The following is a 21,386-nucleotide window of genomic DNA, read 5'->3' as shown; positions in this document are numbered from 1 at the left end:
AATCCAGTAACATGAAGTAGGAAACAAATTCAGGTATTTAGTCCATGTTCTGAAAATTTTTCCAATACTCCGTAGGGCTACAGTTTTGGTGTTTTTTGAATGCGTTAAAAAATGTTGTACGAGAATTAAATCCTACTTCACTGCCCAAAGACTCCAAAGTATATTGGTCAAGGTATCCCTCTTCTATTTGTTTAATTGCCTGCAAGATCCTGTATTCATTGGCTACTTCATTGAAACCTTTACCATATTCAGTTTTAAATAAATGGGAAGTGGTTTTAAGGGGAAGGCTGATTTTTTCTGCCAGAACTTTGATATTGACATTCTTTTCCAAAAATAATTGATCTGTTTCTAGAACAGTTCTAATCAGTTGAAGTTGATTCCTATTTGAATTTTGAGAATCGTCTTCTAAAGCATTTAGGATCTCTTCATTCTCTGCTGAGCTTTTGTTAACTGATTCTTCTGATAAGGTTTCCTCCTCGTTCAATATTCCAATTTCTCCAAAGTCTTCTCTCGGATCATAACGATAAACCAATTCTGGTTTGAAATTTATGTATAGGTTTAAAAGCAAAATTCCTAAAAGAGAAATATTGACCGTGTATGTGAGAAGAAGGCTGAAATCGGCATCAGTTAGATTGCTGAGGTTGACCAAAATGGCATAAATCAGGTTGGAAATGACAACCCAGCCCATAAAAAAGACAGTAATAAATAACCAGTTTCTCATTTTTTCACTATCTATCCTAGTGAGAAAAGAGGGTTTTACCCTATAAATCAGGTATATGCAATAAAAAAAGTAACCGGTTTGTAATACTATCCTTAGCGTGTAGTGAAAAGAGACAGGTATAAGCCCATGGCCAATATAATTACGCTGATTGGGTGATTCTACGATTATTTCAGCTATGGCATATTTCACTTCTTGGGATTCCAGGTAAAATGGAATCAATTCCAAAAAATGAAAAACTACGGGAAGGAAATGTACCCAGTCATATTTTTGAAAACCTTTTAGATCAAATAAGACATTTCTGATGAAAAAGTAAAAGAAAGGAGCCCCCAAATACATCAATGGACTTACTGACCTAAGCAAATGAGGAACTTCTAAGACATAGCCAGCCTCAAACCATAGAAAATAACTCAGGATAAATATATTGTAGAACAATAAAGACCAGCCAAACATGGTGTTTGGGAGATATCCCTCATCTTTTTTTATAATTAAGAAAAGGCTGTTTACGGTGCCTAAAGCCAATAGAATTATGATTAGTAATAGATCAAATCCCATGGATTACAAATACGTGATTAAGTGGGTGTGTTGTGAAATCTTGCCCAACTTAGTCAAATTAAAGTGAAATTCTCGGGATTAGCTGATTATTGCAATAAAAATTTGTTTAACTGGGTTATCGCCTTGTAATGTGATTTTTTCAAGGTTAAAATTGCCTTTTATATCAACCGTTTCACCGATTTTTGCTTCTGAAAGGTAATTAATTGCTAAATAATTGAAGCTCAAATCAAATTCATAGGCATAATCTTCCACCCATCGAATATAACTGACATTGTTGACATGGTTATTCATGTCCAAATCTGAGGCACGGACTACAATAGGAATTGGCTTTTCAAGATTTTCGGTTTTGTCGATTTTCAGAGGCAAGTGATGTGTATCCTCTACCTCATCAAACAGTTCCGAAGGCAATACCTGATTGGGTCTTTGTGGCCTTTTAGTTTGTGTGTTGAGAAGTAACCAAGCAGAATTGGCTTCCGCTATAACCTCACCCTTGGAATTACACACCTCGAATTCCCTCAAAGCAAAAAGCTTGTGAATTCCCCTTCCTGCGGTTTTTACTACTATTTCTTCTCCCCAAGTGGGCATATGGTGGACTTTGATTTCCAGTCTTGACAAAACCCACACCAGATTCGCTTCAAAAAGTTTTTGACCAAAGCCTCTACTGTCAGCATGTTTCCAGGCAGTCTCCTGCAGTAGATCTCCCAAAGCAGCCCATCTCAGGTTTCCTAAGGGGTCTATCTGAAAGGAGAGTACTTCGAATGTTTTTTCAAATTGAAAAGGTTTTTTGGGATTCATTGGCAGTATTTTTTACCTTATTTAAACTTAAGGATAATTTTCCAAACTGTTAAACAAGTTCTTTTTAATGCAGGTTTTATACAGCACTATCTTTTGTGACTCTTTTCAGACTTTCGAAAACATCCATTTTGATACTGGATAAAAGGGTGATTCCCAACCCTGCAAAAGCTACTAATACAAAGGAGACTTTCAAGGAAAGCAATTCAGCAATAAAACCAATCATTGGTGGCCCGATAAGAAATCCAAAAAAGGAAATTGTAGATATAATGGCCAAGGCTACACTCGGAGGGTAATCCTTGGATCGACCTGCTATGCTATATGAGGTGGGGACTATAGCAGCTACGCCAAGTCCTACTACCAAAAACCCCAAAGTAGCGGGCAGTGGGTATGGAAATATTACCGAGATCATCAGTCCACTGAAGATAAAAAAGCCACTCAATCTGATGATCAGAATCCTACCAAAACGGTTGATCAGCTTGTCAATTACAAATCTTCCTCCGGCCATAGCTCCCATAAAGGCTACGTATCCAAGTGCAACAAACCGGGCTTCGATTTCAACCACCTTTTTGAAATAAACCCCACTCCAATCAAACATGCAACCTTCGCTCAGCATACCTAAAAAAGCAATTCCACCAATTCGTAACAAAAGACCTTCAGGCATTTTGAAAACCATGCCCGAACCGCCACCACTTCTTTTGTCTTGGACCAGAAATGAATGTGTCAACAATATAATAAGCAGTGTGATGCAAGAGATAATCAGAAAGTGGAATCTGGGCAGTAGGTCAAAATATATCATCATGGCGCCAATTCCTGCACCAGTAAATCCCGCTAAACTCCATAAACCATGCAAGGAAGCCAGTATACTCCTGCCATAATTATCCTCCAAGGCCAATGCTTGGGTATTGAGGGATATATTCATGGTGTTTCCCAGCATTCCAAATACTACCACCACAGGTATCAATACGAGGAGACTATCGCTGAAACCTATCAATGGAAGAAAAACCGAATACCCAACAGCGGAAAGTATGACGACAATCTTGCTGCCAAACCGATGCACAGCCCATCCCGCCAAGGGTAGAGCCACCATTGCTCCGATAGGAAGCCCCAAAAGTAGTGTGCCTAATTGTGCTTCTGAAAAAGAAAATTTGAGCTGAACATCCGGTATTCGGGATGCCCAGGAAGCAAAGCTTAGTCCAGCCAAAAAAAATAGGCTGCCTATGGCAATCCTTCTTTTTGAGAGTTGATTCATTTGTGGCAATTTCTTAGGTTTGAGACTGCAATCTAAGCCGAAAAAACCAAAGATTAATTGGGTTTTATGTAAAGCTTTCCCAGTTGACGTTTTATCGTGGATAGCATGTGAAATGAATATAAAAATCAATGATTAAAAAATACTATTGCCTAAACAATGCCTTTGCTTGAAGGTTACTTAGGTAAAATCACATTTTATGGAATTTGTAATTGCAGGCTCGGTGATTGCTGCGGCCATCCTTATGATACGGGCTATTATCAAGAGAGTATTTGATTGAGCTTTAAATAAAAAAAGCTGCCCTTATTCAAGGCAGCTCTTTGTTTTTTAACAATTGGATTAGTTGGGTAGCTTATCGGCAAATCTACCGTATACCCATGTTCCTGCAATAGCGGAGAGCAATGTTACAGCTACAACTGTAAAGCCAGTTCCTATTTGCGCATAGAGTGGTCCAGGACATGCACCTGTGATTGCCCAACCCAATCCGAAAATGAACCCGCCAATGATCTGACCTTTTCTGAATTCTTTTTTCGGTATGTTGATCACTTCACCTTTCAGTGATTTGATGTTAAATTTTTTGATCAAGAAAATGGAAAGTGCACCGACTGCTATAGCCGAACCGATTATTCCATACATGTGAAAGGATTGAAGCCTGAACATTTCCTGAATTCTGAACCAGGAAACTACCTCAGCCTTTACAAATATGATCCCAAATAAAACACCCACAATAAGGTATTTCAATAAGTTTTCACCGCTTTCTTGCATGTTTGGGGCGTCACAAACAGCATCTTTAGCAATTTTATTTTTTTCTATTGTTTTCATTTTGTGTGTTTTTAGAATCCAGCTAAAGCCATTAAAGGTCCTAACAAGAAATGAGTTGTAATAAAGCCGCCTAGCATAAAGAAAATTGTTGCTACGACAGAGGGCCATTGAAGTGAGGAGATCCCCATGATGGCATGTCCAGAGGTACATCCTCCAGCGTATCTAGTTCCAAAACCGACCATAAATCCACCAAATACGAAGAAAATCAAACCTTTTAGGGTGAAAAGGTTGTCCCAATTGAAGATCTCAACAGGAAGCAATCTGGAATAATCAGTGATTCCTAAAGCTGCAAGGTCTCTTTGGGTAGATTCAGCAACCACAATTGTTTCTGGATTGGAAATAAATGTAGCGGCTATGAACCCACCTATCAATACCCCAAATACAAACATCATGTTCCACATTTCTTTTCTCCAATTGTATGTGAAAAAAGGGATATTGGCTGGTGCACACATGGCGCATACGTGTCTAAGCGAAGAGGAAATCCCAAAAGATTTGTTTCCGATGATCAGTAAAATCGGTACTGTCAATCCTATTAAAGGACCTGCGACCCACCAAGGCCAAGGTTGTGTAATCCATTCTATAAATTGTTCCATTTTTCTATTGTTTGTTTTTCTTTTTTTAAAATTTATAATCCATAATAAGATTGAAGTTCCATAAGTCAACCCTATTGATCCTGAGGTTATCTGGAATCGAAGCTCCGTCTTTTGCTGTTTTATTCACTACCAACAATTGAAGGTTTAACCCTTCAAAGTAATCTTTGAATTTGTATTCAGCCAATCCTGTGAAATGATAGTAGGAAGGAATACCGTACTTGTTGGATCTGAAATTATCTACTTCGGAATGGTTGATAAGCCCTGCGCCAAATTGTGTGAACAATCCCTCAACTGGTGTTGCGATGTCGTATTTCAGTACATACGCTCTCATATCTCCGCTTCCTTCGTAGCGTTCTCTATTTAGACTGGCGAATAAATTTTCCCTTCCCCATTCTCGGGGAAACAAAAATCTACCTCCGTCTCCAATGCTGAGAAAGTTGACAGAGAGATTATGTTTTCTGTAGAAAACCCCCATCTTACCACCAAAGGCATTTACTTTCTCCTCAGGCATGATATAAGCTTTTTGTACATCTTCATTGCCGCCATCTCTTACTGCAAACTGATGAAAGCCTTGTGCTCCCATGTGTATCCTGAGCCCATTGTCAAGACTTTTCTGATAATCCAATTGGGCGAAACTAATATTGAATACGTTTTCGGCATAGTAGTTCCAGACTTGTGCAGTCAATCCACTTTTATGATACTGAGCACCTAGTATAGCTATACCTTTTGATTGAATATTTCCCTTATAACCAGAAGGCTGTCCTAAAGGATTCCGTCCAAAAGGATAAACACCATAAGAATCTTCGATCTGATACCAATCTACTGTCCCCCTTATGGTGACAGACTCTATCCACATGCCTGTGATTTTGAGATCTTTTGCAGCATATGTGGCCGACAATCCGCCAAATACATTAGGTCTCATTCTGTTGTCCTGTTCGTTTAGCAGCGGACTCTGAACACGTTGGCGGCCGAGTTTCAGGCTTAGTTTTTTATACCTGTATGAGATATATAATTCTTCTAACCTGTCTAGCTTGTTGGTGTTGCGGACATCATTCATGTCATACAACAAGATTTCGTACCTGTTTCCAGCACCTGTAGCAGGATCTGCTATTCTGATATTGTTTTCAAAGAGCTGAAAGGTGAAGAAGCCATTAAATCTGGCTTGAAAACCTTTCCATTCCGGACTTGTGTATCCTATTCCCGCACCCGCGGCAAGGGTTGAATAGTTCAATAGCTCGCCTCGGTTCTGGGTGGCCATAAAGAAGGATTTCAGGTGGAAGTCCACCTTTCCTTTTTTTAATTCATCTGCCAGCTTGCCAGAAGATACCACAGTACTGTCCTTAGAATCTGAAAATTCCTGAGCTGTCAGAGGCATAGACCATGACAACAAAAGAACAAAACCCAGCATCTTAGACATTTTCAAAATTCTTCATTTTTAACTACCAAAACTGTGACAATTATCACCTTATCTTTTAGCAAACTAAAAATGGCAAGACCTTACATCTTGCCATTTCACTTTATTTACTGAGTTTTAATTATTTTACAAAAGGGTAGTAGGACAAACGTAGTCACTTACCTTGATTTCGTCAGCGTCTTTGATGGCTGCAAAGCCTCCTTTGATATCGATCAAGTTATCGAAACCTCTTGCTTTGAGGATTGAAGCAAAGATCATTGACCTGTAACCGCCTGCGCAATGCACGTAGTAAGTTTTGTCTTTATTGACTTTGGTCATGCTGTCGTTGATATAATCCAATGGTGCATTTTCAGCTCCTAATACATGTTCACTAAGGAATTCAGAGTTTTTTCTCACATCCAGAATGTTGATATTTTCGTCTTTTTCCATGAGTGAAGCAAGCTCCGCTGTGGAAATTGAGTGGATATTGTCCACTTCTCTGTTGTCGTTTTTCCAAGAATCAAATCCACCTTTCAAGAATCCGATGGCGTGGTCATATCCCACTCTTGCCAATCTGGTGACAACTTCTTCTTCTCTACCGTCTTCTGCTACGATTAGGATTTCTTGTTTCAAATCTGGAACCAAAGCACCTACCCATACAGCAAAGCTTCCATCGATGCCAATATTTATAGAGTTTGGAATAAAGCCTTTGGCAAATACTTGCGCATCTCTTGTGTCCAAAATCACAGCACCGGTCTCATTTGCAGCTGCTTCAAAGGCCGCTGGACTTAGTGGGTTGATGCCTCTTGTCAATACCTCGTCGATAGAATCGTATCCTTGGATGTTCATCATGACATTCTGAGGGAAATAAGAAGGAGGAGGGGTCAAGCCTGTTGTGACTTCTTTGATAAATTCCTCTTTGGTCATTTCCTGCAAGGCGTAGTTTGTTTTCTTTTGGTTGCCTAAGGTATCTGTGGTCTCTTTACTCATATTTTTACCACAAGCACTTCCCGCTCCGTGCGCTGGATAGACAATGATGTCATCCGCCAAAGGCATGATTTTGTTTCTCAAAGAATCATAAAGGTGAGCGGCCAATTTATCTTGAGTAAGGTCTTTGATTACCTTTTGGGCCAAATCAGGACGGCCTACATCTCCTATAAATAAGGTGTCACCAGTAAATAGGGCTTCTTCTTTTCCTTCTTCATTTATCAAAAGGAAACAAGTACTTTCCATAGTATGTCCAGGAGTGTGGATCACTTTGAATTTGGCTTTCCCAAGAGGGAATTCCTGTCCATCTTCAGCGATGATAGCGTCAAAGCCCATTTTCATACCTGTAGGTCCAAATACAATTGGAGCACCGGTCTTAGAAGAAAGGTCTTGGTGGCCAGAAACGAAATCAGCATGGAAATGCGTTTCGAAAACATATTTGATTTTCGCATTTCTTCTTTCAGCTTTTTCGATATAAGGCTGAACTTCTCTTAATGGATCAATGATAGCAGCTTCTCCATCTGATTCAATGTAATAAGCTCCTTGCGCTAAGCATCCTGTGTATATTTGTTCGATGATCATAGTTTATTTCTGTTTTATTGATTGATGATACAATGTTAGTTACTTATGGGTTTGTCTTGAATGACTTTTGTCACTTAAGCGAAATTATATGTTTACTGTAATTTTTTGTTTGATGATATTGGTAAGCTGATGTGCTGGCACTACTCCTGATTCTCTCCATACAACCTCACCTTTATGAAAAAGTATAAGGGTTGGTACTCCTCTTACTTGGAATTTACTTGCCGCAAGCTGATTTTTGTCCACATCTACTTTGATGATTTTGACAGCATCTCCCAACTGCTTGGAAGTATCTTCCAAGATAGGCTGCATCATCTGACAAGGACCACACCAAGTGGCGAAAAAGTCCACCAAGACTGGAGTGTCTCCACTTATCAATTCGCTGAATGTTTTTGCTTTCTCGTTCATGGCTTTAATGTTAAATTATACTACAAAAGTACCTAATTGAAATAGTGTCTACAGTAATTTTTATCACAAACCCTTAAATGCTGTTAAAATACCCCTCAATTATTAATTATTGCTTATTTTCGCCGATCACAACTTTATTCACAAACAATGCTTGATTACAAAAAGGTCAATAACCTGATGGGTTGGCTGGTTTTTCTCGTAGCCACTTTGGTATATGCGCTTACAGTCGAACAGACAGCAAGTTTTTGGGATCCGGGTGAATTTATCGCGGTTTCCTATAAGCTTCAGGTGCCTCACCCTCCAGGAGCCCCTTTCTTTCTCCTGACATACAGAATGTTTGGGTTTTTGGCTTTTGGAGATGGCTTGTCGGTGGCCTACTGGATGAATATTGGTAGTGCTGTTTTTTCAGGATTGACGATTTTATTTCTCTTTTGGTCCATCACCCTCTTTGGTAGAAAGCTATTTGGTGTAGTAAAAGGAAAAGAAAGCAAAGGAGAAGTTATCACCCTGATGGGCGCTGGAATGGTCGGCGCATTGGTTTACACCTTTACCGACAGCTTCTGGTTTTCAGCAGTTGAGGCTGAGGTATATGCCATGTCTTCCTTTTTTACAGCGATCGTTATTTGGGCGTTTTTGAAATGGGATGTAATCGAAGATCCAAGGGATGAAAACAGGTGGATGATCTTCATCGCCTATTTGGTCGGCCTATCCATAGGTGTTCACTTGCTCAACTTGGTGACATTGCCTGCTTTGGCTTTGATTTATTATTTCAAAAAATACAGAAACCCCAATCTTAAGGGTGGAATTATAGCTTTGGCATTAGGCGGCTTGGCATTGATTATTATCAATAACATCATCATCCCAGGGCTGCCAAGCATGGCAGGAGCAATGGAGATTTTCTTTGTCAATAGCATTGGGTTACCATTTGGTTCAGGAGTAGTTGTTTTTATCACCTTGTTTGTGGGGTCTTTGATTTATGGAATCATTTACTCTATCAAAAATGGCAAGGTTGTCTTGAATACCATATTGGTTTCCCTGACTTTTATCATGATAGGCTATGGTTCTTATGCCATGATAGTGGTGAGGGCCAATCAGGATACAGTTATCAACCAAAACGCCCCAAAAGATATCATCAGCTACGTTTCTTATCTTAAAAGAGAGCAATACGGCTACAGGCCATTGATGCATGGGCAATATTTTGATGCAGAATTGATTGATCAGGAAGAGGGTGCTCCTATTTACCTAAAAGGAAAAGATAAGTATGAAATCGTGGATTATTCTACTGTCAATATTTATGATCCTTCCAGAACAACGATTTTGCCAAGAATTTACTCTACTCAAGAAAGGCATAAGCAACTTTACAGGTCAAAACTTGGCTTGAGAGAAGGTGAAAAACCTACTTTTGGAGATAACCTCTACTTTATGTTTTCGCATCAGTTGGGACATATGTATTGGAGGTATTTTATGTGGAATTTCTCAGGGCGTGAGAGTGATTTCTCAGATGCTCCTTGGTTAGGGATTGCTGATTTCTTTTCGGACAAATTCCCTGACTATATCAAAGAGAACAAAGCGCATAACAATTATTTGATGTTGCCGCTTCTTTTGGGAATCTTGGGCTTGATATTTCAGGCTAAAAATGATCCCCGCTCGTTCTATGTCACCACTATGCTTTTCCTGATGATGGGGGCTGTTTTGGTACTGTACCTGAATTCACCTCCTGTAGAGCCTAGGGAAAGAGATTATATTTATGTGGGTAGTTTTTATGCCTTTGCCATCTGGATCGGTATCGGTGTAATGGCTTTGGCACATTGGATAGGGAAATTGAATAAGAATCTAGCTGTGGCTGGCGTCATAGCTACGGCAATAACTTTCCCAATACCTGTCATGATGGCGAGTCAAAACTGGGATGATCACAACCGTCAGGGAAGGTATTTCTCGGTAGATTCTGCCAGAAACTTTCTTTCATCCTGTGCACCAAACGCTATTCTGTTTACAGGAGGGGACAATGATACATTCCCACTTTGGTATGTGCAGGAAGTAGAAGGGTTTAGGACAGATGTGAGGGTAGTGGTTCTGAGTTATTTTGATACAGATTGGTACGTGGATCAGTTGTCCAAGCCTGCATATGAATCAGAAGGATTGCCTTTTTCTCTTCAGTATGAAAATTATAAAAAAGGTACCAATGATGTCCTCTATGTCATGGAAAGAGAAAACCTAGAAGCTATTTCATCAAGGGAATACTTAAGACTTCTCAAAAACAACAGTGATCTGCTCAAACTATCCGGTGGAGGTAGAAGCACATACAATATGGTGCCTTCCAAAAACCTGATCTTGGATGTCGACTTAGAAAAAGTTTATGGTCAAGGCCTCATTCCAGAAGGTATGGAAAGCCTGATGGCAGATCAGATTAACCTCAGGGTTAAGGGCAACTACATGACAAGGGGCAACTTGATGCTGGTAGATTTGATTACGACCAATAATTGGGAAAGACCGATCTATTTCAACAACACTTCTTTGGCTACCATTGGATTGGATATTGAAGATTATGTGGTGATGGAAGGTTTGACTTATAGGTTGCTTCCTGTGAGAAAACCTCAAAATATGAGGTCAGAACTGGTAAATACGGATCTGGCATTTAAAAACGTCATGGAGGAATTTGCCTTCAGGGGAATGGATAATCCTGATAACTATTTCGATGATGAATTCAGAAGATTTACCTCCAATCACCGCTCGGCCATCAATGCCATAGCGATAGCACTCTTGGACGAGGATGATATGGACAGGGCCGCTGAAATCATGAAATTCAGTCTTGAAAAAATGCCCCATGATGCCATACCATATGATTTGGCTAGTGGACAGATGGTGCCTTTATTATTTGAAGTAGGAGAGGACGATCTAGCTTTGGATATCATTGAAAAGATTTCCCATAAGTCTATTCAAATGCTGGAGTTTTACACCAGAGAAAACAGAGAGTTTGACAGAGAAGCTATGATATCAATAGAGATGCTGAAATATTTCATACCTCTTCTCAACGAAAGAGGATATGACGAATTGGCCAATCAGCTTAAAAACGGTTTAGAGAGAATCATGGGGCCTTCCTCAGGCGGTTCCATGATCGATAGAAGATAATTTGTTTGGTTTGCAATCAAAAATCCGGACTGATACTATCGGTTCGGATTTTTTTATGACTTTTTCAATACATAAAAAAGGTCTAAACCTTTATCAGGATGGGCTACAAGTTGATAATCCCTTTCAGTAATATCCGTGACTTGTTGTCCTTGCTGTTTGTGAAGTTTGTTTCTATTAATTCTGTTCAGTACTTCATAAGGCCATCTCAAGACTGCTGCAGGAAGTCTATATTGGAGATTTAAAATATCAAAGCGCATAATCTTATTGACAGATTTCCTGTTGGCTTCATGGTAATTCCAAACTTTGGAGTTGCCTCCTATACCCATTGTTTCTACCTCATCAAAAATAGCTTCGCACAAGCGCTGCAATTGTGGAGCGGTGTACTCCCGGATGTGCCATGGATTTCTCGAAAGCGTATGTCTGATATTTGGAGTTGAAATGATAGCCTTTCCACCTGGTCGTAGAACACGGTAGATTTCCTGTAAAAAAAGTTTGTCATTTTCGATATGCTCTATCACCTGAAAGCTTACCACTGTGTCAAAACTGTTATCTTCGATATCTTTAAAAGGTGGAATGACAGCTTGCTGAAACAGTGCTTTTGGGTATTTTGAGGAAAGACTTTCGATTACCTCCTGAATCTTGTCCAATCCAAGGTAGGAGTCTACATGCTTCAATAGCACTTCTACGCCCCTTCCTTCCCCGCAGCCGACTTCCAATAAGTCTCCTTTTACCATCGGTTTTGCAGCGATATATGCCTTTAAAAGTCTTTGGTGGATGGGATTATCACTCACCAACTTATCAGAAGTGATTTCCGTTGTATAGGTAGCCATTTAAAATTTCATTAATTTGAGCAAAAATAAGCTTAATTTTTAAAAGCAGATGATCAGACAAAAAATCAGTTCAAAATTTAACCCCATTTCAGGACTAATTCTTATCCTTATTGCCTTTCCATTTCTTGCAAATGCCCAGCAGACCCTCGAGCAGCTGAATCAGTCTTTGAGGTATTCAAGGTATTCAAGAATTGCTCCAAAAGTGATCCCCGTCAAAGAAGGTGAAAGGTCTTTTGTGTTGCAGATGCCTGTAGAAAAAATCGAAGAAAACATTGAGTTTGGAGTCTATAACTTCTCATATGGTATTCTTTCATCCTTTCAAGAGCCTATTACTGCACAGAACATGGTCAATCTGACTGAGGCGGACCTAGTCAGGGAGACTAATTTTCATTTTTATTTTGAAAAGACAGTAACCATACCCGAAGATCAGGAAATGGCTTTCGCATTGCTGCGAGCAACAGATACAAGACAAGGTGATGAGTATTATTACCATGCAGATTTGATCAGCCCATTTGTTTTTGGCTATCCTGATTTTTGGGCTTACTATGGTGATCAAATCCCTTTTGATCAAAATTTTATGGTTAAAAATGATGCGCTCGAATTCAAAGGTGCAGGACCAGTCAGTTTACATAAATTTCATTACCCTGCTACTTTTGATGTGCCATTGCCTCCCATGGAAATCAGGCCAGCTGCAGTTCCCCGAGAGGTAACTGTCAATTATCAAGGTGATTTCTTATTGAATACCCCTAAAAAATTTGAAGATGATGGCTATTATTTCATTCAATCCGACACCAATTCCACAAAAGGGATGATGCTTAGAACAGTAAATGATGCTTTCCCCAAAGTACAAGACTATGATGAAATGGTAGAAATGGTGGCCTATATATCAACGAGAAAAGAGCATGAAGCCCTCAATGAGGCTGAAGATAAAAAAATTGCGCTAGATCAATACTGGATAGGATTGACGAAAGATGAAGACCAAGCTAAAAAGTTGATCAGAGAGTACTTCAAGCAAATCGAGTTTGCAAATATATTATTTACAGATTTCAAAGAAGGTTGGAAAACAGACCGAGGCATGGTCTACACCGTGATGGGGCCACCTAATGAAGTGTCTTTTAAAATGAATGGTGAAATCTGGTCTTATCTCATTGCTAACTCTAATTCGAAAATTACTTTTACCTTTGCACGCGTCAAAAATATTTTGACCCCAAATTATTATATACTTAACCGCTCAAGAAGCCTACAGCCGGAGTGGTTCAAAAGCATTACATTATGGAGAAGCGGACAGATGGATTTCTGATCAATAAAGGAGAAAACGAAAAAGATTTTATTTTTGGAACAAGGGCGGTCATGGAGGCCATCAGTGCACAAAAGGATATTGACAAGATTCTTGTAGACAAGGAAGTCAACAATGAACTGGTCAAAGAACTTTTAAAATTGGCCAAGCAGGAAAGAATTCCGGTCGTGAGGGTTCCGGATGGCAAACTCAACAGGATTACAAGAAAAAACCATCAAGGTGTAGTAGCCCACATGTCTGCAATCCAATATGCATCTCTGGACAATGTGATCGAAGAATGCTTCTCTAAAGGTATTGCTCCGATGATTTTGGTCTTGGACAGGATTACGGATGTGAGAAATTTTGGTGCTATTGCTAGAACAGCTGATTGCGCAGGTGTGCATGCCATTGTGATACCTGAAAAAGGCAGTGCTCAGATCAATTCTGATGCAGTAAAAACTTCTGCAGGAGCACTCAACCATCTTCCGGTTTGCAGGGCAAAAAACCTTTATTACACAGTAAAAGACCTCAAAAAAATGGGGTTGAATATCGTGAGTGTCACTGAAAAGACCGAAAGACTCATGTATGAGGCCGATTATACTTTACCTACTGCTTTGATCATGGGTTCTGAAGAAGATGGGATCTCTCAAGAATTGATTGGCATATCAGATGAATTCGTAAAAATACCTCTGGCAGGAAATATTGAAAGTTTGAATGTTTCTGTTTCCGCTGCAGTAGTAATTTATGAAGGTATTAGGCAAAGGAGAAACTGACTAATCTGAGTGTTTGTAGGAATACGTTAACCGCTTAAAATTTTGAAACAGGCAATGATTTCTTAATTCGATTTCTCATACTACTAGATATCAATTAATAAGAAACATAAGGCTATTGGCATATTAATATATCAGACAGGTATAGGAAAACCTGATAGAGATGTCTCTATCAGGTTTTTTTGTCTTCATCGGGCTCATCTTTCGGGAAAGGCTTTGAGATTGTTTCTTTGATCAAGCCAGGGAAACTTTTGACATGCAAATCCCTTTGAGGGAATGGGATTTCTACACCATGATCCTTGAACGCCTTCCAAATCCCGCGCATTACCTGATCTCGGAGAATTACCCAAATGTCAATATCATTGACCCAAAATAGAACCCTGAAGTTTACCGAATTGTCTCCAAAGGTCTGCATGTAAACTCTGGCTATCGGCTTTTTAAGGATTTCATCTCTGTCCAATTCTTTCTGGATTAGCTCGGTCACTTTGTCCATGTCGGCATTGTAACTGACACCAATAATCAATTCTATTCTTCTTTGCTTATCGGATAAGGTCCAGTTGGTCAGTTGCTGGGCTAAAAGGTCTCCGTTTGGAATGATGACTTCTGCACCATCCCAGTTTTTGATTTTACTGGCGCGAATACCGATTTCTCTAACAATTCCCTCAATAGACCCCACTTGAATGACATCTCCGATTTGAATAGGTCTTTCAAATGCGAGAATAACCCCAGAAACCAGGTTATTGACTATTGTCTGTAAACCAAAACCTATACCGACGGAAAGCGCACCAAGGACAATGGCTATTTTATCTACAGGAATTCCGGATGCTGCAATGGCAATCAAAAAACCAATTGTCAATACTGCAAGACGAATCAGGAGAATAGAAGACCCAAGCTTTTTGTTTCTTGTACTTTCATTTTGCTGGTCTTTAATATTGGCAATGTATGCAACGGTGTTTGCCAAAAAAGTAGCAATGTATACAACCAAGAAAAACACAGCTATTTGAGCGAAGGTAAAGGATGCATTCAGAATACTTCGCGGTTGGGACAAGAAATTGCCTGACCATTCCAGAAGTGTTTCCAATATATTCATGCTCGCAAAAAAGTAGAATGCCCAAATGGTGATGGCCAAGTAGGAAAACATGCTGTTTATTCTTTTCTGGATATCATAAAAGTCAATCACCGATGTCAACTCACTTTCATTTTTCCTGCTCACTTCTATTTGAAGATAGATTAATTCTTTGATAATGATGATGAAAATGATCAAACTGATGGCATGCATCAAGCTTATGGTAGCTGTGATTCCGATCATCTTACCCAAGCTAAATCTGCCTAAAACATTCGCAAAAATAGACACAGAACAAAAAGCAATATAGATTTTGGCTAGGATATGGACATATTTCGGGATTAATTCACTATCCTGTTTCTGTAACTTGATTAGCCTGAATCCCAGTAGAATGCCGATAGTGCTGAAAAACAAAAGGTGCCATCTTTCTTGAAAAGCAATCTCCCAGTATAAGTTGCTAGCCGTGCTGATGAGGAAAAGCCCAAATATCATCAGCCATACCTTCATTCCACTTTTGCCGATTCTTCGTGACAACAATATTCCTGAAATCCCAACCATTATAATCAATATCAAGGCAAAAAATGAAATCGGAGGATTTGGATAGAAAAACGGAGCTATCGCCAAGATTAGCAATAGACTTGACAGCCTTGGGTATATAGTTACATAACGCACCCTGCTTAGGATAATGGTTGCAAATTCCTTTTCACTCCTAATTTTTTTCAGGTTGGTACTGAGCCAATAATAGATCAAAAACACCAAAACCAATAAAAAGAAGCTGATACCGAGGTGGTTTGCAATGTATCCCTGTAAAATGATAATATTGAATCTGAGAGAATCTCTAAACACATGGGAAAGCCTTTCGGTGTTTGGAAGGTCTTTAGGTTCCCAGATGAAATTTGTCTCTTTAGAGAAAAGGGCATTTTCAAGATTTCTCTTTTCGGCATGTAGCCTCTCGTCTATCTCGTTTATGCGGATGCTGAAGTTTGATACCCTGGATTGATATGTAGCGGCTTTGAGCCTTTGTACATTAAGACTGCTATCAGATTTTTCGAAATTAGATCGAAGTGTGTTGATGGTTCGCTGGTACTCGGGAAGTAGTGTGGTATCTCTTAGCTTGCTGGTAAAAATGGGATCTTGCCTTATTGAGTCGAGTTTCTGTTTGACAATGGCCAATTCTTGGATCCTGTTATTTATAATTCTTTCGGCTTGGACCAATCCGTCAGCGGTGCCGTCATGCCAATTTATCAGCGCATTTATATACCTCAGGTTGATCCTTGAGTCCGGGTCCAAGAGTCGTGATTCAACGGTGTTGATAAACCTTTCTGTAGGCGGAATGATATTGTTTATACTTAAAGTGTCGAAGTCTTTTTTGAGTATTCTTGTGATTCTCCCAATTTTAAAAGTGTATTCCTGGGTTTTTTGTATACTGGCTTCCAAAGTAGGAATTGACTGCCGGCTATTTGCATACACAGTGTCTACTGAAGGATTGTTTACAAGAATGGTATCAATCGACCTTTCGCTTTGTGCTTCTTGAGCATTTGTTGGCCTAAAAATCAGCGTCAACAGCAATACAAGTAGAATCCCGGTCAAATTAAAAGCCCGCATAGTTTTTATTTTAAAGATAGTCAAAATTTGAATTGAATGGCTAAACGTCATATCTGTAAGGCGCGAGTGATGTTTTATATGCCATATTGGCTTGTTTTCATAGGTTTTTACCTATTTTAAAGCCATACTGACATATAATCTTCTTTGGTATACAATTTATGAAAGAATTATTGTGATAATTTCAATCTATTTACCAAAACATTCTATCAAATGAAACTCGCAAGATACAACAACCTCGAAACCCAATATCCAACTACATTTTCAAGCATGTTGGATAAATTCTTCAATGACAGCATTGGCCAAAATGTGAAACAATTTACCCCTGCTGTGGATATTGCTGAAGAAAATGATAAGTATGATGTCCATGTTTCTGTTCCGGGAATGAAGAAGTCAGATTTTCATTTGGAAATTGTAGATGGAAGGCTTACCATTTCTGGAGAAAGGAAAATGGAAGAGAAAAAAGAAGGGAAGAATTTTCATTCAATTGAGACCCATTTTGGATCATTCAGCAGATCATTCTACCTTCCAGAAGATGTACAGGTAGAGAATATTTCGGCAAAATACGAAGATGGCCTATTGAAAGTCACACTTCCAAAGACTGAAAAGAAAATAAATAAGGCTACAATAGAAGTAAAATAGGGAATTAGAGAAACCCCCGTCCTGTTTTTTTGTTTAGATTGTATCAGTTTGGCTCTAATGCTCAATAATGGCTCGTTAATCCTTGTTAAAAGCCAGATACATTTAAATAAAATGTCTGGTATTTGCGATCTCTTAGAGAAAAATTACGTGCAAACAAGCATAACTTAAAAACCCATAAAATGAATAAAAAGCAGTTCTTCCTTGGAATCATTCTCGCTTCATTGATTGGAGGAGTAGTTGCCTTGGCAGGTGCAAGTTACCTTTCGAAGCAAAATTCCGCTAACAATTTTACAGACAAACAAGATACAAGTTTGGTCAATTGGTTATCCAATGACAAGTTTACGGTACCTGATGGGATCAATTTTGTGGCATCTGCTCAGATGGTGACACCTGCTGTGGTGCACGTCAGAAGTAGTGTTACAGTATCTCAAAGACAAAGAGGAGCCGATCCTTTTGAGGAATTCTTTGGCTTTAGGTCTCCTGACAGGGGAGGTGCGCCCAGAGAAGGCCGAAGTTCAGGTTCTGGAGTAATCATATCTGAGGATGGGTATATTGTAACCAACAACCACGTAATAGAAAATGCCAGCCGAATTGACATTTCATTAGAAGACAATACAAGGTACTCAGCAAGGGTGATCGGTACAGATCCTACTACTGATTTGGCCTTGATCAAAATTGAAGCGAAAGGTCTTCCTTTTGTAAGGTTTGGTGATTCTGATCAAGTGAATGTAGGAGAGTGGGTATTGGCTGTAGGTAATCCATTTGACCTTACTTCTACCGTGACTGCTGGGATTATCAGTGCCAAAGCAAGAAACATCGGTATTCTGAGAGACATGGAAAATAACTTACAGATAGAATCTTTCCTTCAGACAGATGCAGTAGTCAACCCAGGTAACTCAGGTGGTGCATTGGTCAACCTAGCGGGAGAGTTGATAGGTATCAATACTGCTATTGCTTCCCGTACGGGCACATTCAATGGCTATGCATTTGCTGTTCCGACATCTATTGTGAAAAAAGTAATGGATGATTTATTGGAGTTTGGTGCAGTTCAAAGGGGTCTTTTAGGTGTTCAGATCAGAGATGTGAGTCCAGAATTGGAGGAATACCTTGGAGAAAAATTTGATGTCAGCAGAGGAGTATATATCAGTGAGGTAAATGAAGGTTCAGGTGGAGAAGAAGCCGGATTGAAAAAAGGCGATATCATTATTGGTGTAGATGGCTCTGAAACTCATAACGTAGCCCAACTACAAGAAATGGTAGCGAGAAAAAGACCTGGTGACAAAGTAGATGTCAGATACTTAAGAAAAGGTCAAGAGCAGACTACCAAAGCCACTTTGAAAAACATTACCGGAGACACCAAAATCATTAGAAAAGAAGCACCAAGGAGAACGACTTTCAGCGGTGTGACATTTGAAGATGTGAAAGCAGATGCCAAAACGAGACTAAATATTCAGGGAGGTGCTGCAATTGTGACGATAGACAATGATACTTGGAAAAAATCAGGTGCCAAAGTAGGGTTTATCATTACTTCGGTGATAGGATCTGATGGCAGGTACAGAATTACAGGAGCCGAAGATCTTTCGGAAATTTTGAAAAACAATCAAGGAGAAGAAATTGTTGTATTGGGTGTGTATCCTAATGGTCAAGAATATTACTTCGAAATTAAAATAGATTAGATAAAGTGTTAAGTTGTTTTGTGTTTGAAAGAAAGGTTAGTCCATTGGGCTGACCTTTTTTATTTTTTTGAAAGGGCTTGGGTAGGGTTCACGCAGAGTCTTAAGAGGTGCGAAGGAGCGCAGAGGGGGTATGTCTCGCATAGAAATAAGAAAGCCAAGTATTGCGGAATTTGTCCCAAATCGGGAAAAAATTATTTCACGCTAAGACGCTAAGAAGCAAAGGGTTTAGAGAATGGTAATACCTGATTCTAGGCGATTGAACAGAAAATCAATAAAGGTCTTAAACCAGCAATAATATGAGATTTAATAGATGCTTGCTGCGTCCGCTGCGTCATCGTTGTGTTCGCCGCGAGAAACAAAACCTATAAATAGGGCTAAGGCTTTGGGTTTTCAGAAGAATGGGAGGATTTGGGTCCAAGACTAAGTCTTGAACCAGACTAAGTCATTGGACCAGGCTGAATCAATTTACCTTTCCCCACTAAAATGGGTCATCATCAGAATGGCACCGGCGGTGCCGTCCATGGTGGGTTCATTGGTGCTATAATCGCCTACATCATCGTGATAGACAACTTTTTCATTTTGTACTTTCTCAAATTTATCAGGATTCAAGAGGGTCAGTCCAATGAGGTTGTCATAAATGTGTTTTGAAATCGGGCCATCTACCAAGCCTCCGGGAACTTCCAAGCCTAACAACACAAATAGACTTGTATGCACTTCGACAGGATATTCACCTCCATCAGGGATTCCCGTGAACATCGAAGTACCCCAAGGATTTTTTCCAAACAACCAATCCCTCTGAGAAGTAAGAAAAGGTTCAAAGCTTTTATCACCACTCATTTTTTCATATAAAATCACCTGTGTGACCAAAGAGGTAAGTAGGTTATTGCTGCACCAGATAAATGGAATACCTATGTGGAAAGGATTGCTCTCGGCTCTGGCCAAAGTGTATTTGATTCCGTCCAGATAGTAGCCTTCCAAGGTTTTTTTAAAATCCTCGTCTACTAAGCTATGTAAGGAGTAATGCCCAAGGTTGATAAATGGATAAAGTTGGTAGTGGGCAGCTGAATCCCGGACTGTCCAACTGTCCTCTGTATTGCTTTTTAAGGCATATTCCTTCGCTTGATCGAGGTAATCGTTTTGTCCCGTGAGCTTGAAAAGTTCAGCCGCGGCCCACTCCATATCATCAGCCCAAGTTTCTTCATTATACCTGTAAGGTGCACCGTAAGAATTTCCTTGCTGATAACCTTCTTTTGCTCTACCTAAGGCATAAAGGGATTTTGCGGCCTCTCTGCATTTGGCTGCGAAAATTGGGTCATCTAAGTCTTTCTCCCATATTCGGGCGGCCAATGCCATAGCCGCAGCACTCCTTCCTGCAAGATTGGCTACTCCTGTTGCCTCGCTCTGATAGCTCATCAGACCCTGTGGTTTACCAGTAGCAAAGTAGCCTACACGATAGGAGTTTTCGCCCCACCCGTAATCTGAATTATCTTGATTTGGAATCTTGAAACCCCTATGGTCTCTATCATCAGCCACCTGATGAAAAAGTTGATCGGGTGCAGGGTGCATTTTGTGCAGCCAATCCAAGCCCCATTTGGCTTCATCCAGAATATCAGGAATGCCGTTGGGAATGGGCTGGCCGAGGGCATTTACCTTGTCTTCAAATCTATCCGGATACATCTCATAGGCCATCAATATATGCGCAGTTGCATAGCTTGAAGTAATCAGGTATTTCAGCTGATCACCTGCATCATGCCAACCGCCACTGAGATCCACAAAAGTACTGTCCGGCATAGGTCCGAAAAAAGACCTGCCGTCCTTTTGGTGACAGACCATGTCCAAAGTGGGATTGTAGCCGCAGCGCTGTTGGCGCATAAACTCCAACAGGGTTTCCTGATGGTTCTGATATGTATTTTCCCCAATCCTGAATACGGGAGATCTATGTTTGCTTTTATTACTGATCAAGTAAAAATCCCCCTCAGATTTGACCTTACTAAAATCCGCCTCCCAGTAATGAAACCCACCCCAATTGTCTTTATTGACCTTTGAAGGCTTGATTTTGATGATCTCTTTTTCAGATTCTGCATTTACCAAAGAGAGTGTTTCAACTTTTGCCTGGTGACTGAAAAGAACAGCTACCTTGGTATCTTCTGGCAAATAGCCCAATTGATTGATTCGGATATACAGTTCTTGGTCTTTTTCCTGCAAGGGAGCAAATACCAGATGGAGTAAAAACAATAATTTAGTAGCGATCATTGGCTTGAGTCTGTTATAGGTAAGTCCTAGTCATCATATTAATCTAAGA

At 39.8% G+C, this 21,386-nt stretch carries 16 protein-coding genes; 5 read left to right on the top strand and 11 right to left on the bottom strand.

The window, feature by feature from the left end:
- Positions 1–37 precede the first annotated feature (37 nt).
- From CLW00_RS11625 to trxA, 8 genes are all read right to left on the bottom strand, one after another.
- Positions 38–1,273: a helix-turn-helix domain-containing protein gene (locus CLW00_RS11625; RefSeq protein WP_106133854.1), complete on the bottom strand. Its 1,236-nt coding sequence runs from the start codon at positions 1,271–1,273 to the stop codon at positions 38–40.
- Positions 1,274–1,351: 78 nt separating this feature from the next.
- Positions 1,352–2,068 carry an acyl-[acyl-carrier-protein] thioesterase gene (locus CLW00_RS11620; protein ID WP_170073215.1) on the bottom strand — a complete coding sequence of 239 codons (717 nt, stop codon included), beginning with the start codon at positions 2,066–2,068 and terminating at the stop codon, positions 1,352–1,354.
- A gap of 76 nt (positions 2,069–2,144) precedes the next feature.
- The gene (locus CLW00_RS11615) at positions 2,145–3,317 is read right to left on the bottom strand and encodes an MFS transporter (protein WP_106133852.1); all 1,173 of its coding nucleotides are present in this window, start codon (positions 3,315–3,317) and stop codon (positions 2,145–2,147) included.
- A gap of 336 nt (positions 3,318–3,653) precedes the next feature.
- The gene (locus CLW00_RS11610; RefSeq protein WP_106133851.1) at positions 3,654–4,136 is read right to left on the bottom strand and encodes a DUF6691 family protein; all 483 of its coding nucleotides are present in this window, start codon (positions 4,134–4,136) and stop codon (positions 3,654–3,656) included.
- Positions 4,137–4,147: 11 nt separating this feature from the next.
- Positions 4,148–4,729: a YeeE/YedE family protein gene (locus tag CLW00_RS11605; protein WP_106133850.1), complete on the bottom strand. Its 582-nt coding sequence runs from the start codon at positions 4,727–4,729 to the stop codon at positions 4,148–4,150.
- Positions 4,730–4,754: 25 nt separating this feature from the next.
- Positions 4,755–6,146 carry an OprD family outer membrane porin gene (locus CLW00_RS11600; RefSeq protein ID WP_106133849.1) on the bottom strand — a complete coding sequence of 464 codons (1,392 nt, stop codon included), beginning with the start codon at positions 6,144–6,146 and terminating at the stop codon, positions 4,755–4,757.
- 123 nt (positions 6,147–6,269) lie between these two features.
- Positions 6,270–7,691 (bottom strand): MBL fold metallo-hydrolase, encoded by a 1,422-nt coding sequence (locus tag CLW00_RS11595; protein WP_106133848.1) that lies wholly within the window; start codon positions 7,689–7,691, stop codon positions 6,270–6,272.
- An 84-nt stretch (positions 7,692–7,775) separates the two neighbouring features.
- Positions 7,776–8,096: a thioredoxin gene (gene trxA / locus CLW00_RS11590; protein WP_106133847.1), complete on the bottom strand. Its 321-nt coding sequence runs from the start codon at positions 8,094–8,096 to the stop codon at positions 7,776–7,778.
- Positions 8,097–8,243: 147 nt separating this feature from the next.
- Between trxA and CLW00_RS11585 the strand changes: the two genes are divergently transcribed.
- Entirely contained in the window at positions 8,244–11,225 is a 2,982-nt protein-coding gene (locus tag CLW00_RS11585) for a glycosyltransferase family 117 protein (protein ID WP_106133846.1), read from the top strand.
- A gap of 53 nt (positions 11,226–11,278) precedes the next feature.
- Here CLW00_RS11585 and CLW00_RS11580 read toward each other — a convergent pair whose 3' ends face one another.
- A complete protein-coding gene (locus CLW00_RS11580; protein WP_106133845.1) occupies positions 11,279–12,055 on the bottom strand; it encodes a class I SAM-dependent methyltransferase in 777 nt (258 codons plus the stop codon).
- Positions 12,056–12,104: 49 nt separating this feature from the next.
- Here CLW00_RS11580 and CLW00_RS11575 point away from each other — a divergent pair, with 49 nt between their 5' ends.
- Together CLW00_RS11575 and rlmB are read left to right on the top strand one after the other, a co-directional pair.
- Complete coding sequence (locus CLW00_RS11575) at positions 12,105–13,355, top strand: GWxTD domain-containing protein (protein WP_106133844.1); 1,251 nt, start codon at positions 12,105–12,107, stop codon at positions 13,353–13,355.
- Complete coding sequence (rlmB, locus tag CLW00_RS11570; protein ID WP_106133843.1) at positions 13,328–14,104, top strand: 23S rRNA (guanosine(2251)-2'-O)-methyltransferase RlmB; 777 nt, start codon at positions 13,328–13,330, stop codon at positions 14,102–14,104. The genes CLW00_RS11575 and rlmB overlap by 28 nt, the downstream gene beginning before the upstream one ends.
- A 169-nt stretch (positions 14,105–14,273) precedes the next feature.
- On the opposite strand, the gene CLW00_RS11565 is transcribed toward rlmB, so the two are convergent.
- A complete protein-coding gene (locus tag CLW00_RS11565) occupies positions 14,274–16,769 on the bottom strand; it encodes a mechanosensitive ion channel family protein (RefSeq protein WP_106133842.1) in 2,496 nt (831 codons plus the stop codon).
- Between the two features lie 210 nt (positions 16,770–16,979).
- Between CLW00_RS11565 and CLW00_RS11560 the strand changes: the two genes are divergently transcribed.
- Entirely contained in the window at positions 16,980–17,408 is a 429-nt protein-coding gene (locus CLW00_RS11560; RefSeq protein ID WP_106133841.1) for an Hsp20/alpha crystallin family protein, read from the top strand.
- A 179-nt stretch (positions 17,409–17,587) separates the two neighbouring features.
- Positions 17,588–19,084: a Do family serine endopeptidase gene (locus CLW00_RS11555; protein ID WP_106133840.1), complete on the top strand. Its 1,497-nt coding sequence runs from the start codon at positions 17,588–17,590 to the stop codon at positions 19,082–19,084.
- Positions 19,085–19,549: 465 nt separating this feature from the next.
- Here CLW00_RS11555 and CLW00_RS11550 read toward each other — a convergent pair whose 3' ends face one another.
- The gene (locus CLW00_RS11550; protein ID WP_106133839.1) at positions 19,550–21,337 is read right to left on the bottom strand and encodes a glycoside hydrolase family 9 protein; all 1,788 of its coding nucleotides are present in this window, start codon (positions 21,335–21,337) and stop codon (positions 19,550–19,552) included.
- Positions 21,338–21,386: the final 49 nt, after the last annotated feature.

The organism is Mongoliibacter ruber (genome assembly GCF_003003005.1).
GTDB lineage: Bacteria > Bacteroidota > Bacteroidia > Cytophagales > Cyclobacteriaceae > Mongoliibacter > Mongoliibacter ruber.
This window is presented reverse-complemented; position numbering and strand designations above follow the sequence as displayed.